Origin of the sequence: Albidovulum inexpectatum, assembly GCF_002927635.1 — a bacterium.
GTDB classification, from domain to species: Bacteria; Pseudomonadota; Alphaproteobacteria; order Rhodobacterales; family Rhodobacteraceae; genus Albidovulum; species Albidovulum inexpectatum.
In genome coordinates this window covers 1-13167 of the sequence record NZ_PRDS01000017.1, presented here as the reverse complement: position 1 = coordinate 13167, position 13167 = coordinate 1, and the positions used below count along the sequence as shown (strand labels likewise).

16 protein-coding genes are annotated in these 13167 nt (G+C 68.0%); 1 reads left to right on the top strand and 15 read right to left on the bottom strand.

Annotated features, from left to right (window positions below; genetic code table 11):
• A partial coding sequence (locus LV82_RS14545; RefSeq protein ID WP_146065187.1) for a transposase occupies positions 1–299 on the top strand: 299 nt, incomplete at its 5' end.
• A gap of 126 nt (positions 300–425) precedes the next feature.
• On the opposite strand, the gene LV82_RS14540 is transcribed toward LV82_RS14545, so the two are convergent.
• The 15 genes from LV82_RS14540 to LV82_RS14470 all read right to left on the bottom strand — a co-directional run.
• Positions 426–773, bottom strand: coding sequence for a hypothetical protein (locus LV82_RS14540; protein WP_104072924.1), 348 nt, complete (start codon positions 771–773; stop codon positions 426–428).
• Positions 770–1396, bottom strand: a complete 627-nt coding sequence (locus LV82_RS14535; RefSeq protein WP_104072922.1) for a DUF2460 domain-containing protein — start codon at positions 1394–1396, stop codon at positions 770–772. The genes LV82_RS14540 and LV82_RS14535 overlap by 4 nt, the downstream gene beginning before the upstream one ends.
• Positions 1397–1399: 3 nt before the next feature.
• Positions 1400–3550, bottom strand: coding sequence for a phage tail tape measure C-terminal domain-containing protein (locus LV82_RS14530; protein WP_104072920.1), 2151 nt, complete (start codon positions 3548–3550; stop codon positions 1400–1402).
• The gene (locus LV82_RS14525) at positions 3531–3773 is read right to left on the bottom strand and encodes a DUF7697 family protein (RefSeq protein ID WP_104072918.1); all 243 of its coding nucleotides are present in this window, start codon (positions 3771–3773) and stop codon (positions 3531–3533) included. Before LV82_RS14525 ends, LV82_RS14530 begins: the two co-directional genes overlap by 20 nt.
• On the bottom strand, positions 3770–4207 hold the full coding sequence (locus LV82_RS14520) for a hypothetical protein (RefSeq protein WP_104072916.1): 438 nt from the start codon (positions 4205–4207) through the stop codon (positions 3770–3772). The genes LV82_RS14525 and LV82_RS14520 overlap by 4 nt, the downstream gene beginning before the upstream one ends.
• 1 nt (position 4208) lies before the next feature.
• The gene (locus LV82_RS14515) at positions 4209–5147 is read right to left on the bottom strand and encodes a phage tail tube protein (RefSeq protein WP_104072914.1); all 939 of its coding nucleotides are present in this window, start codon (positions 5145–5147) and stop codon (positions 4209–4211) included.
• 24 nt (positions 5148–5171) lie between these two features.
• A complete protein-coding gene (locus LV82_RS14510; RefSeq protein ID WP_104072912.1) occupies positions 5172–5591 on the bottom strand; it encodes an acyl-CoA transferase in 420 nt (139 codons plus the stop codon).
• Between the two features lie 17 nt (positions 5592–5608).
• Entirely contained in the window at positions 5609–6277 is a 669-nt protein-coding gene (locus tag LV82_RS14835; protein ID WP_146065189.1) for a hypothetical protein, read from the bottom strand.
• Positions 6278–6349: 72 nt separating this feature from the next.
• On the bottom strand, positions 6350–6982 hold the full coding sequence (locus tag LV82_RS14500; RefSeq protein ID WP_104072908.1) for a DUF6441 family protein: 633 nt from the start codon (positions 6980–6982) through the stop codon (positions 6350–6352).
• A 5-nt stretch (positions 6983–6987) separates the two neighbouring features.
• Positions 6988–7299: a head-tail joining protein gene (locus tag LV82_RS14495; RefSeq protein ID WP_104072906.1), complete on the bottom strand. Its 312-nt coding sequence runs from the start codon at positions 7297–7299 to the stop codon at positions 6988–6990.
• Complete coding sequence (locus tag LV82_RS14490; protein ID WP_104072905.1) at positions 7299–7634, bottom strand: DUF2190 family protein; 336 nt, start codon at positions 7632–7634, stop codon at positions 7299–7301. Before LV82_RS14490 ends, LV82_RS14495 begins: the two co-directional genes overlap by 1 nt.
• A 79-nt stretch (positions 7635–7713) precedes the next feature.
• Entirely contained in the window at positions 7714–9750 is a 2037-nt protein-coding gene (locus tag LV82_RS14485) for a prohead protease/major capsid protein fusion protein (protein WP_104072903.1), read from the bottom strand.
• A gap of 4 nt (positions 9751–9754) precedes the next feature.
• Positions 9755–11293, bottom strand: coding sequence for a phage portal protein (locus LV82_RS14480; RefSeq protein ID WP_104072901.1), 1539 nt, complete (start codon positions 11291–11293; stop codon positions 9755–9757).
• The gene (locus LV82_RS14475; protein ID WP_104072899.1) at positions 11293–11502 is read right to left on the bottom strand and encodes a phage head-tail joining protein; all 210 of its coding nucleotides are present in this window, start codon (positions 11500–11502) and stop codon (positions 11293–11295) included. Before LV82_RS14475 ends, LV82_RS14480 begins: the two co-directional genes overlap by 1 nt.
• The coding region (locus tag LV82_RS14470) for a phage terminase large subunit family protein (RefSeq protein ID WP_104072897.1) at positions 11502–13167 on the bottom strand (1666 nt) is incomplete at its 5' end. The genes LV82_RS14470 and LV82_RS14475, both read right to left, overlap by 1 nt.

The following is a 13167-nucleotide window of genomic DNA, read 5'->3' as shown; positions in this document are numbered from 1 at the left end:
TGGGACGCAAACAGGCCGGAAGCCTGGCCGGGCTGGTTCCTCACTGCCGCGAGTCCGGCCAGTGGAAGGGCAAGTCCTTCATCAGCGGCGGGCGCAAGCCGCTACGCGACGCGCTCTACATGCCCGCTCTCGTCGCCATGCGCTTCAACCCGGATCTCAGGGCCAAATACACCGCGCTCCGCGCTGCCGGAAAACCCGCCAAGGTCGCCCTTGTGGCCCTCATGCGCAAGCTGATCGAAACCGCAAACGCACTCGTCAAGGCAGATCGCTTCTGGGTCGCAAATCGCGCTTGCGCATGACGGATACTCAGAAGCGAGAGGATCAGAATGAGCGCGGCGACCGCGAGGCCAATGCGCAGACGGTGGGCAAAGGCATCGCGCGGGTCGTCGGTGAGACGCCGCAGGCCGCGCAGGACACGGACAAGCTCAGTCATCGCCGCCCTCCCGCGCATCGCGCAACCGGGCCAGCACCAGCTCGATCACCGCCGGGCCAAAGACGCCGACCAGGTAGGCCGCCGATCCCGCCGCCCCGCCCGCGGGGATCGCCTGCGGCGGCAGGCCCAGCCAGGAGGTGATGACGGCCATCGACAGGCTCCCCATGCCGGCCGCGATCAGCCCGCCGAGCAGGATGTGGCGAAGCGCATCGCGCAGGCGCATCTTCGTGGTCAGCGCGTTGGTGGCCCCGCCAAGCGCGCCCCAGGCGGCGAGGATCACGGCCGTGGAGGTGGCAAGCTCGCGCAGCACGGCGTCGAGGAAACTGCCGGAATCGTTCATCGCCGGATCTCCAGGAGCGGGATGGCGGTGATGGAGCCGAGGCGTTCGATGTCCAGCGTGACGTCCAGCGTGTCGGTATCGAACCGGACGGGAGTATCGAACGCGAAGCCGGCTGTGATGGCGGCGCCCGTCGCCGGGGCGGTCGTGAAGCTGACGATGCCGGTGGTGGTATCAACCGACCAGCCAGAGAACTGTTCCACGCCATCGACCGCGACGCGGACCGTGCCTGCGACCGGCTTGGTGATCGTTCGGGTCCAGGTCTGGCCGCCAGAGGCATAGGCCTTGACCAGCTGGAAGTCGGTCGTCACGCCGTCACCGGTGCCGATTGCCTGATCCGTGGGCGAAGGTGTCCCGGACGGCAGGCAGGACTTCCAGTCCGCCCAGTCCTTGAAGCGGAAACCGTAGAGCCGGCCGTTGCGCGCCTCGAAGAAGGCCACCACGGCCGCCAGATCGTCGGCCCGCCGGATGCCAAAGGCGACATCGTAGCGCCGGCGGGAATTGGCCCAGCTGGCGTTGCGTTCCTCGCCGCCGCTGGCCAACTCGACGACCTGCGTGCGCCGTTCCGGCCCACCACGAGCGCCGCGGCTGATATTGTCCGGAAACCGAACCTCGTGAAACGCCATCGCTCAGAGCCCCCTGCGGCCCAGCGACACCGCCCGGGCGATGTCGGCCGCGACCTGCGTGCGCGATTGCCGGAAGCTCTCCGCGTCGCGGGTGTTGATGTTGATGGTGACGCCGCCACCAGCGCCGTAGCTCTGCGCCTCGCGCCGCGACAGCACCCGTTCGCCGCGCTGCAATATCGCCGGCACCTCGTCGGGTCGGAGCCCGGCCCAGCCGCCGGAATGCATTCGCGGCGCGCCGGCGAACACCCAGGCGGGCACCTGGCGCGTCACGCTCACCGCGCCGACCACGCCGCCTGCGTGATACACCTTCGCCCCTGTCAACAGCCCGCCAGCGCCGCCGAGGATCCCGCCGAGCGCATTGGCCATGGGCCCGAGGATGAACCGGCGCGCAGCCAGCTTGGTGAGATCGGCGATCAGCGACGTCACGAGATCACGGAAGTCAAGCTTGCCGGACTTCACGAACGCGGCCACCGCGTCCTCGGCGCTGCGGAAGGCGCCAACGAGGGACTGGCCGATATCGGCGCCAATGTCGCGGGCCTTGCTGGCGTAGTCTGACAGCGTCGCGGTGACGGCTGCCCAGCCGGTGGCTGCCTCGCCGGCCCCATCCGCATTGGCCGCGCCGGCAGCCCGGCCGGCCTCACCGGCGGCATCCAGCGCGGCGCTCACCCGGTCGGCCGCCGCCGTGGCCTCATCGAGCGCATCCGCGCCGTCTTCGCCACTTGCACGCATTGCCGCCCGCAGCGCGTCCACGGCCTCCCGCACGCCGTCGAAGGCATGGGCGCGCGTCTCTGCAGCGCGGGCACGCAGCGCGTCGGCCTGGTGGCCTGCATTGCTGGCGGCGTGGTTGAGGAAGGACGCGTAGCTTTGCGCCCCGAAGACGTCGATGCGAGCATCGGCCCCGATCCGCTCGGAGACCGCGTTGAAGGTCGGCCCGATCTGGTCAAGAAAGTCGGCCCATTTCTGCGAGAGGAAGGCCATGAGGCGCAGCCAGATCGCTTGCGTTTCGGCGCCCATGGCCCGGAAATCGTCGGCGAAGGAGGTGACGGTGACCCTGATCCCGTCCCAGACCTCCTTCGCGACATTGCCCATGAGGTCCAGCGCTTCGCCAAAGCCGCCCGCGCCGCGCATGAGCCTGGTGAACTGGTAGATCAGCTCCCCGGCGCCCACGATCAGCGCCCCGATGCCGGTTCGGATGAGCGCCCCGCGCAGGATGACGAGCGCCGTGGCGAGGCCACGGACCGACAGCGCCGCGGCAGCGAGCCCGGCGACCCAGCGGCTGGCGAGGAAGGACGCGAATGTGGCGGCATAGGTGGTCAGGCGGGCAATGTTGTCGAAGAGACCGCGGATCGCGATACCCAGCGGGCCGGTGCGGCTGGCGAGCGCCGCCATGGCATCGGCGACAGCTTCCAGCGCGGGTGCCGCAGCGACCGCCAGCTGGTTCGACAGCCCGCGCCAGATCAGCCCGAGCCGGGAGATCGCATCGTTCGTGCGCTCGATCTGGTCTGCGTCCTGCTCCGAGACGACGACCCCGAAGGCCCGCACGTCCTCGGTGGCCTGGCGCAGGGTCGCGGTGTCAATCCGCGACATGGCGATGGAGCCTTCCTCGCCGAAGAGTTGGCCCGCGACAGCGGCGCGCTCGGCGGCGGGGACGAAGTCCTCGATGGCGGCATTGATGGCACCGACGCGCTCGTCGAGCGGCAGGGCCAGCAGGTCGGACGCAGAGAGCCCGAGCCGGTCGAGCGCGGCGGCGGCAGGACCGGTCCCGGCAGCCGCCTGGCTCAGCCGCCGCGTCAGGTCCTTGGTGGCCTGTTCGATGCCGGACATCGACACGCCCGCCAGCTCGCCCGCGCGTTCCAGCGTCTGGATCGATGCGACCGTGGTCCCGAGCGACTGCGCGAGCTTGGCCTGTGCGTCGATCGTCTGCAGCCCCGAGCGGATCATCGCCACGCCAGCGGCGGCAGCGGCTGCCACGGCGGCGGCCGCCGCCACGCGCACCCGGCGCGCGAAACCCGCGAGCCGGGCGTTGGCCGCCTCCATCTCCCGGCTCAGCCGTCCAAAGCCGCGGGCGCCGGCCTCGCCCACGCCTTCCAACTCGGCGCGCACCTGCCGTCCGCCGACCGCCGCAAGGCGGACGCTAACCCGTTTTTCCGCCATCGGAATGTTCCATCTGTTCGTTGAGTTTCGCGACCATCACCGCCTCGATGACGGGCAGAAGTTCGGCCAGGACGAGGGGAGGCACGCCGAGGGCGTTACCGAGCACGAGCGCCGCGCCCATGTCCCAGCCGATCACCGCGCCGGGCAGGACGCGGAGCTGGCCGCCGAGGCGGCCGACAAGATCCCAGACCTGCCAGCCCTCATGAGTTACGGGTCGGTTCAATCGCGCCGGGCAGTCCGGGCATGACCCTTGGCAGCCATCGCAGTAGCGCTCGCCCCCGCCGAAGGACCATTCGGCGAGAGCGCGGAGGCGTTTTTTTCCTGCTCCAGCAGCAGGCCTTTCGACACGTAGGTCAGCTGGAACGCCTCGAAGATCGGCCAGATATCGAGCAGCGCGTCGATGGCCTGCGCGCTCGGGTCGATGGGGTTGCCGTCGGTATCGCCTACGCCTTCCCAGGCGAGCACGGCCCGCCGCGCCAGCGCCTTGGCGAAGGCGACGGCGCGTTCCTCGTCCGGGGCATCCTCCGGCACCGCCTCCACGGCCGGGTCGCTGCGGGTCGCCACCATCAGCGCGGTGGTCAGCGGGCGCAGTTGCACACGCACGCCGGGCGCCAGCTCGTGCCAACGCGGTTCATTGGACAGATCGAGCGTCAGCATGTCAGTAGCTCGCCACCTGGTTCTTGAGGACGACCGTGCACATCTGCCCGGCCACGCTGTCATAGGCCGCCTGCCAGTCGAAACTGGCCTGGATGCCCTGCGGCCCCTGGATTTCCACACGCGGGCGCGGCAGGTAGACCGCATGCGCGGTGATGGTCAGGCTGACATTGGCCGAGATCACCCAGGAGAACTCGAGGCTGGCCGCGGTGCCGTTCAGCGCCTGATCCATCAGGGTCGTGTCGGCAAAGCGCACGTCGATCTTGCCGGTGAGCGCAGCAATCGACGGGTCCGCCCCATCGATCCGGCCATCGTTACGGATGGTCTCGATCCGCTCGACATTGTTGGCGTAGGTCAGATCGGCCGAAACGATATTGCCCAAGGCGGTGCCGTTTCGCTTGATCGCCCCGTTGAAATGGCCGAAGCGCTGCAGGGCATAGGCGGTGGGCGTGCCGGCCTGAGTCGACGTGGCGACGCTTTCGCCCTGCGCCACCAGCTTGACGTCGGCGGTCAACAACCCCGAGCGCTGCATCTGCAGGCTCAGCTGATCCAGCACGCAGCCGGTATACATGGCAAAGCGCGGGATCTCGGGCATCGCCACCTCGATCGCCATGCTGGGCAGCGCCCACGATCCCGATTTGAAGGTGTGGGTCTTGTTGGTGGTGCCCGTGGTGGTCGGCGCCCCGAACGCCGCCTTCAGCCAGAAGCCGAACGCCTCGGCGTCGAGCGGCACGGTGATGTCGCCGTCCGCCGTGACCGCGTCCTTGATCGGGGCCAGCGGATCGCGGCCGTAGCCCAGCAGTTCCGAGGCCAGCAGCGGCTGCTCGGCCCCCAGCGAGGCGCTGGCGAAGGGCATCTGCATGAAGCCGCTGGCCGGTGCGGTGCCGTAAGTGGTCTCGAACGCGGCCGCCAGCTGCGACCGCGCCCCTTGGGCGCGTGCCATGGTGTTCTCCTGTTGTCGGTTGGGTCAGATCAGCGGATCGGCCGTGGAATAGTGCAGAACCACGGGAATGACGGCCGCTTTCAGGCTCGCCGCCCCTTCGACCGGTAGGTCAACGGGCCGCGGCGCTTCCGCCTCGACCCAGTCGCAGAGACCTCCCAACGTGCGGTTGGCGGCGAGAGCCGTGCCGATGCTGGCGGTCAGCGTGTCGAATGCGGCGTCACGGTCGGTGCCCTGCACGACCGCCTCGATCTCGGCGCGGTGCTGGTAGTGGTAGGCGAGCGGCGACAGCGTCACCTCGGGCTCCCCCGGTTCGCCGTCGCGCAGGATCAGCAGGCCACCGGCCGGCACACGCTCGGGCAGCACATCGCCGCGCAGGACGGTAGCGGGCAGCGCCGAGAGCCGCGCGTGCAGCGCGGTCAGGATGGATTCGCGAAGGGTGGGCATTCTACCTCAGTCGCACATCAAGGCGGTATAGCGGTATGAAAATACTGCTCGAAATCATAGACTAGTGTCCGATACGCTCCTGTCAGCCGGAAGAACCATCTATCGTTGGCGTTCGCACCGTTTGGATAATCCATTAGAAGACGCCCAACACTCAGCCCCTTGCGGCTCCCATCCGGGACACCGAGGTTACCGAGGATGGCATTGAAGTCTTTGCTGGCATTGCCACCTGAATGCGCGATGCGGTTTCTGATTTTGTGAGCATGACTGAGCCGCTGATAAGTTGTCTGCCCGAGCCGCGTCTCCAGTCGAGCAAAGAAGCCTTTCTTCCCGAAAAGATTTCGGGCGCGGCCCTGAAGCATCTTTGGAGCCCCCCAGCCCATCACTCCGGAAAGGCCTTTGTCACTGCTACCCATAACATGAACGGCCCTCTTCGGCTGGACGCCGAATTCATGACGGACTTCGATCAAGAATGCCTCTTTGCAGAAATGTTCGAACTGAGCGGCAACCTCGAAGAAAATGAATTGTGCAGCGTCCCTTTTGTCCGGCTGGCGTAGAGAAGAAAAAGTGCCGTCGCCGTTCCGCGTTGCGCCAGCCAACGCAATCCTTCCGTAGAGCGTTTCAGCCCTCGCAACATCAGTTCTGAAACCGAGCACAAGCCGATCAACAACATTCCTTGTGAGAGCCATATCCTTCCTCGCGATGGACGCAGTCGGAAGATACAATGGCGCGACGGACTGCAACTTGAAAGACGCTCCACTTCAGAGCCTTCGGTCAATCCAGTTCGCCACGATCAGCCCCGGCACGCTGTCCAACGCCCGGTCTGCATCCCGCGCCAGATCCAGCCGCTTCGGCAGTCTGACCTGTGGCACTAGCAGGAAGATCGGCGCGGTGACCTGGTTGCGACCGGTCTTCGCGCGCGAGGCCACCGCCTGACCGCGGGTGTTGATGCGGGCCCGATCGGCGACGAGCAGGCTCGGCCCGCGCCTGCGATAGACGAACCGCAGGCGCAGGCCGCGTCGGCGTTCCCATTCGCCGGGGGTCAGTTTTGCTCCGCGCCGGCCCTTGCCGGCAGCCGGCAGAGGGATCGCGAGCCAGAACCCGTCCTTCGAGCGGATCAAGGGGCCGGTGTCATGGGCGCCGACGATGACCGGCGCCTTCGACCAGACCAGCGCCGCAGCATTCAGACTCTCGCCGGCCTTCGGGTAGGTCTGGCTGCGGATCGAGTTCGCCAGCCGCCGGCCAAGCCCTGCGCCGGTGATCTGGGTGCGCCAGGCCGTCTTGAGCCCGGTCCCGGCCTCGCGCATCGCGGCGGTTACCGCTTTCTCGCCCGCCTTCACCTCGGCGGCCATCGCGGCGACGAGATCGGGGGTGATGTCGAGCTTCAGCTTCATTGCAGTCAGGCCGGGCGCAGGTCCACGGTCCAGACGAGCCGCTCGCGGTCGCGAATAGGCTCGCCCTGGATGAGGAAGGCCTCGCCGTCGATCTCGATGCGGTCGCCGGGACGGGGCTGAGGCACCTCGGCGACGCGCAAGTCGACCCGCGTCGTTTCCGACCAGAGCCGGGCATCGCCGAAGTCGGTGATCGAATCGGCCTGCCGGGAGACGACGCGCACCAACACGGGCGCGCCGCCGTCGGAGGTGTAGATCGCCTCTCGCCCGAGGTTGGGATCCGCGAACAGAGCATCAACGACGGCGGCAAACGCGGTCATCAGAAACTGCCGTTCAGGCGCACCCGGCCAATCAAGTCGCCCGCGCCGCCCGCAACAGCCTCAACGGCCACGCCTACAGCCGTGTTCCCCGTGGCGGTCTTGGTGGCTTCCTTGTTGGTGTTGTCCCAATAGACCTTGTCACCGGCCGACCAGGCTTGAGACGCGACCTTCTTGAGGTCAAAGACACCGGTGAGCGCGACCTCGACGGTCTCGGCATTGGCGGCGTCCCCAGCGGCCACGCCGAAGATGGAGCCGACGAGCAGGCCGTCGCCGGAGGTCACGGCATAGGGCGCGGCGAGCGTGATGGTGTTGCCGGGCTGGACGTAGTTTTTCATGAGCGGGATCCTTTGCAAACAGGAACGGGCGGCCCGATTTGACCGCCCGTCAGAGGTGAGATGTCAGGAACGACCCGGCTTATGCCCCCGGGTTCTTGTAGAGACCGCGCCAGTCGATGGCCTTGGCGCCGAAGTCGAGCCGGCACTTGATCTCGACGCCGTCGACGTCGAAGCCGTTGCGCGTCTCGATGTACGCGCCCTGCTGGCCCTCGAGATAGGCGTACTCAATGGTGTCGATCTGGTTGGGGCTGGCGGCCAGATACCAGGCCGTGGCGCTGGCGGCGTCGAGGCGCGGCTCGCTGATCGGCGTGAGCGTGCGGATCGACTGCGGAACAACGCTGGACGTCGCGGCGGGCACGAGGTTCTGGGCGACCATCTGCTCGGCCTTCAGCTCCAGCGCCGCCGGGACGATCAGGAAGGCGGGCCGGATATTCAGCACCGTCTTCTTGTCGAGCCCGGTCTGCCTGGCCATTGCCGCGCGGGCCGCCCCCACCGCATCGACCGCCAGCGCCGCGCCGGTGCCCGCGAGGTTCTTGTGGGTGGCGTGGAACAGCGCATTGCCATCGGACATGGCCGGGTTGGCGGTGATGATACCCCAGACCACGTCGCTCTCGAGCTGCGCGATCGAGTTGCCGTACATCGCCGGGATCCGGGTGAAGGCGTCGAGATCGTCGTTGATCAGCGTCTGGCGGGTGATTGCGACCACCCGGCCATAGGTCTTGACCTTGTAGCTCTCCTTGCTCTCGCCGAGAGTGCCGCGTTTGAACTCGCCGCTTTCGCCGACCTCGAGCAGCTGCGGGGCCTCGCCGAGCTGGACCCGGTGCATCGCCTTGAAGTCCGTCGCCAGCACCTGACGGCAGAACAGCATGAAGGTCCGCGGATAGGCCTCGTAGGCCTGCCGCAGGGTCTTGTTGGTCACCACCGACAGGATCTCGGGGAAGTCGGACGTCGAATGCAGCGCGCGCGTCGCCACTTCGTCGCGCGAAAGGCCGCGGGTGTTGACGCCCGCATTGCCGAGGCTTTCGCGGGCCAGTTCCAGCAGCGTCATGCCGCGGTACTGCCGGGCGGCGTCCTCCAGCTGGAACAGCGTCGGGCTGTATCGGTGCAGCAGCGCGTTCGCCACCGCGTCGCGGCGGGTGATGCGCTCGTCCCGGCCGCCGAGAGGGATGGAGACATGCGGGAAGGTCCGGGTCTCGTCCGACTTCGCGGCGACCTGGTCGAGGATCAGGCGCCGCGCCTCGTCGATATCCGTTCCACGTTTCACCAGATCCTCGGCAAAGCTGCGCTCGAGGTTCAGCCGCCCGGCCAGATCGTAGATGGTCGAGACGCGGTCGCGCTCGGCCTCGCGGGCGCGGGTCGCGATGACTTCGGTATCCGGGGCCTCGGGCTTCGGGGCCTTCGGCTGGCAGCGCGTCTCAGCCGCGCGCGTCTGCGCCTCGGGCGCGCCGGTCTTGTCGTCGGGCATGGTGATCTCCTCGGTCGCTGCCGTGTCGGGGGTGTCGTCGGCCGGGGCGGCCGGGGTCGTCTTGTCGGTCATCGGGGATGCTCCTTCGCTGGTTTCAGCGTCCCGGCGATGGAGGACGCAGTCGTGATGTTCGCCCTTGGCGCGGAAGCCTGCGGCGGGATCCGCACCGACTGGCACGGCCGAGATCTCGAACGGGGTCCAATCGACCGCCCGCCACAGCTCGCGCCCGCCATCGGGCTTGGAGATGTCGAAGCGGTGGACCTGGTAGCCGATGGAGACCGCGCGGATGTGCCCGGCCTGGATGTCGCGCCAGATCGGCTCGACATCGGCGCGTTCGCTGATCCGGACCTGCGCAATGCCGCGCCCGTTTTCGATACGCGCCGAACCCGGCACGACTGAGCCGATGACGGCATCCAGCGTGTCGATCTCATGCACCTTCAGAAACGGCGCGCCCGCATTCAGCCGATCCAGCCGCACATGGGCGGGGTCGAGGCTCAGTTCCTCGTCATAGGACTCACCGAACAGCGTCGAGCGGCGGACCCGCGCCCCCGCCGACCAGATCACTTCGACGGTGCGGCTGTCGGCATCGGCGGTGTTCGGCGCAAGCTCCGCCGACCGGCGCATGGCCGGCAGTTCGATCATTGTGTCCATGAGGTCAGTCCTGTTGGTCGGCCTGCGCCGGGTCTGCATCCGCGTCCGCGGCCACGTCGTTTGTCGGATCGACGGCCGGATCACTCGCCTGCGCGCTGCCGGTTTTGGTGACGCGGCGCGGGTCGCTGTCGAGCACGAGGCCGAGGTCGTCGAGCTTGGCATTGGTCGCGGCGATTTCCGCCAGCACGGCGTCCGGGTTACGGCCCTGCCGGGCGATCACCTCGGCCAGCGTCATGGTGCCAGAGCGGATCGACAGCAGGTTCGCCATCGCGTCCTTCTGTGGATCGACCGCTTCGAACTTCGGCGGCGACCATTCGACCGGGACATCCGGCGACGGGATCTGCCCAGCCGCCCATGCGGCCTCGGTGAACCAGCGCCAGCTAGGGGCGCAGAACATCGGGATGAACAGCTGCCACTGCACGGCGTCGATCTGACGTCGGAACTCGACGAGCCCGGCCCGGATCGAGGAATAGTTGACCTGGCTGAGATCCCCCGTGAGAAGCTCGTAGGGCACCCGGAAGCCTGCCGAGATCGTGTGCAGGCTCGCACGCTTGTATTCGCCATAGCCACCTGTGGCGGAGGGCTGGTTGAAGCGGATGTCCTTACCTCCGCGCGCATAGGCGATCAGCCCCGGTTCGAACTGCTCCACCCGGTTGCCGTCGGCATCGATCACCGCAGGCGCGATGCCCTGTTGCGCCTCGTCGTCGCCGAAGACGATGGCGGTGACGCAGGCCTCGGTCTTCTTGCGAACCAGTTCGGCCACCTCGTAATCGTCGAGATCGCGCAAGCTGCGGATCACCGGCGCGCCCCAGGGGACGCCGCGCGCCTGTGTGCGTTGCTTTTCGTAGACATGGGCGATCTCGGTCGCGGGGACCGGGCGGCTGTTGGTGGCGCTACGCAAGGCGCCGTAGGCATCGCCGGGATGTTCCGCGTGCAGCCAATAGGCCCGGCGCTTGCCGATCGCGTCGAACTCGATCCCCTGGACGAGGCGGCCAGCACCGATGGCGCCGGACTTCGCCCCGTCGAGGAAATCGGCTTCCAGCACCTGCAATTGCAGCGGCACCGGCAGCCCGTCGGACGCGCGGCGCAGCCTGCGGCGCACCAGCACCTCGCCTGCCTCGACCATTTCCCGGCAGATCAGCGTCTGCAGCCCGTAGAAGTCGAGCTGGCCATCGGCGTCAGCGACGTCCGACCACCGGGCGAAGAGTGCATCGACCTTGCGGTCCAGCTTGTCATCGCCGCTGGCGGCACGTGGCATGATGCCCGCGCCAACGATGTTGTTGACCAGCACCGACACGGCCTTGGCCGCGTGCGGGTTGTTGCGTACCAGATCGCGCATCCGGTCACGCAAGAGCGCCCCCGCCACGCCAACCTCGGTGTCGGCCGATGTGCCCGGCGCGCGCCAACCATCGGTGCGCCGCCCCTTGGCCGCGCCGTCATAGCCGCGCGTCAGGGTCTCGAAGGCCTGACGCGCCATGACGCGGCGCGCGGCCATGCGCGGTGCCACCGTGGCGATGGCGTGATCGAACCAGTTGGCTGCCATCAGCGATCTCCGCGCGAGAAGCCCGCAAGCCCGGCGATTGGCACCGGTTGCGTGGTGGCCGCAATGGCGCGCTCGATGGTGCGGATGCGCGCCAGCAGATCCTCAGCCGAGCCGTAGTCGACGGATTTGCCGTCATAGCTGACCCGCGTCGTGCCGCTGGCATAGGCCCGGCGCAGCGCCGAAAGCTCGGTTTCCGTCCAGTCTGCCATCAAAACCATCCTCCACGCCGTCCGAGCCAGTCGGACCGGCGTTTGCCCTGCGACGTCTGCGCTTGCCTGTTTATCTGCCCTGCGGGATCCGCAGATGCGTCGGCGACGCCGAGTTGATCCTCGAGGTCGCGCCATTTCTCCTCAGACCAGCGATCCGCACCCGCGATCCAGGCGGCGGCGCGGGCGTAAACCCGGCAGTCCAGCGCCTCGTTGCGCTCGCGGATCTTCTGCCATTCCAGTCGGGCGAAGCCGCGCCGGGTGCGAACCGTCACCAGCTGCTCTGCCGTCAGCTGCCGGATCCACTCGGTGTCGGCCCAGCCGGGCAGATGCACCGTGCCGGGCGGGAACGCGGCGCCCTCCGCCAGCTCTTCCGCCGTCGGCCGGGCCAGCCGCAGGAAGCGGTAGGTTTCGGCCTTGAACGTCGAGACCGCCACGGTCCAAAGCCGCGCGCCCCGCCGCAGGCGCTTGCCGCCCTCGGTGGCGTCGACATAGGTCGGCCCGGAGACCGGGCTTGCCCGATTGAACCCCTCGACGCCCTTGACGGGCGCGACCTGTGCAAAGCCCTCCGCCCGCGCCCAGCCATAGACCGCCGGAGCCTCGTAGCCGGTGTCGATGGCAAGCCGCGCGATCTTCAGATGCGCGCCGCGCTCATGCGGCCAGGTACGGCTGAGCAATTCGGTCAGGTCGCCCCAGGCATCCTGCCGGTCGGGTCCGCCCTCGATCACCACGTGATCGACAAGCCAGCTTTCGAGCCCACGCCCCCAGGCCCAGACATCGACCTCGATGCGGTCTTTCTGCACGTCCGCCCCGGCGGTCAGGAACAATCCGCCCGCGGGAACGATGCCCGGATTCCAGCGTTCACGCCGGTCGTAAAGCAGCTGCCAATCGGGCGCCTCGCCGGTCTCGACCCATGTCTCGCCAAGGATCGTGTTGCGGAACGCCTTGATTGCCTCGTCCGACCCTTGGGCCGCCTCCCATGCCCGCACGATCCGCTCCCAGCTCAGCCAGCCGATGGGTGAATAGAGCGCCGAGAGGTGATAGCCGACGGTGTTCGGATCGGCCGCCGTGGCGGTCGGACGCCATTCGCCCGCTTGCAACATCGCCGTCTTGTGGTGTTCCGCGATGGGCACCTCGCAGGCCTCGCAACGGTAGTCCGCCGTTTCCGGCCGGCCCTTCTCCCAGCGTAGCCGCTCGAATTTCAGCCACTGCATCTGCCCGCAATACGGGCACGGCACGAAGTATCGCCGCTGGTCCGATGCCTCGAACTCGCGTTCGATCCGGGAGAGCCCCCGGATCGTCGGGGTCGAGACCAGGAACACCTTGCGCCGGTGGGCAAAGGTCAGCGACCGCGCCTCGGCCAGCGTCACCGGATCGCCTTCCTCGTCGGCCGACGCCGGATAGGCGTCGACCTCGTCGAGAAAGATGTAGCGCGCCGGGGTGGAGCGCAGCCCGACCGCCGAGTTCGCACCGGTCATGATCAGGATGCCGCCCGCGAATTCCTTGGACAGCATCGTGTTGCCAGCATCCCGCGAGCGTGCCGGTTTGACCCGCTCCCGCAGTTCCGGGCTCTCGTCGATCAGCGGGTCGATCCGCTGGCGGGAGTTCCGTTTCGCCAGTTCCACCGTCGGCTGGACAGCCAGCATCGGCCCCGGTGCCTGGTGGATC

Bases quoted from the DNA above. Each gene is read 5' to 3' on its own strand.
- LV82_RS14500 (WP_104072908.1), bottom strand. From the start codon at position 6,982: ATGAAGCTGAAGCTCGACATCACCCCCGATCTCGTCGCCGCGATGGCC.
- LV82_RS14480 (WP_104072901.1), bottom strand. From the start codon at position 11,293: ATGGCAGCCAACTGGTTCGATCACGCCATCGCCACGGTGGCACCGCGC.
- LV82_RS14515 (WP_104072914.1), bottom strand. From the start codon at position 5,147: ATGGCACGCGCCCAAGGGGCGCGGTCGCAGCTGGCGGCCGCGTTCGAG.
- LV82_RS14485 (WP_104072903.1), bottom strand. From the start codon at position 9,750: ATGGACACAATGATCGAACTGCCGGCCATGCGCCGGTCGGCGGAGCTT.
- LV82_RS14835 (WP_146065189.1), bottom strand. From the start codon at position 6,277: ATGGCTCTCACAAGGAATGTTGTTGATCGGCTTGTGCTCGGTTTCAGA.
- LV82_RS14530 (WP_104072920.1), bottom strand. From the start codon at position 3,550: ATGGCGGAAAAACGGGTTAGCGTCCGCCTTGCGGCGGTCGGCGGACGG.
- LV82_RS14520 (WP_104072916.1), bottom strand. From the start codon at position 4,207: ATGCTGACGCTCGATCTGTCCAATGAACCGCGTTGGCACGAGCTGGCG.
- LV82_RS14475 (WP_104072899.1), bottom strand. From the start codon at position 11,502: ATGGCAGACTGGACGGAAACCGAGCTTTCGGCGCTGCGCCGGGCCTAT.
- LV82_RS14535 (WP_104072922.1), bottom strand. From the start codon at position 1,396: ATGGCGTTTCACGAGGTTCGGTTTCCGGACAATATCAGCCGCGGCGCT.
- LV82_RS14510 (WP_104072912.1), bottom strand. From the start codon at position 5,591: ATGCCCACCCTTCGCGAATCCATCCTGACCGCGCTGCACGCGCGGCTC.
- LV82_RS14495 (WP_104072906.1), bottom strand. From the start codon at position 7,299: ATGACCGCGTTTGCCGCCGTCGTTGATGCTCTGTTCGCGGATCCCAAC.
- LV82_RS14540 (WP_104072924.1), bottom strand. From the start codon at position 773: ATGAACGATTCCGGCAGTTTCCTCGACGCCGTGCTGCGCGAGCTTGCC.
- LV82_RS14490 (WP_104072905.1), bottom strand. From the start codon at position 7,634: ATGAAAAACTACGTCCAGCCCGGCAACACCATCACGCTCGCCGCGCCC.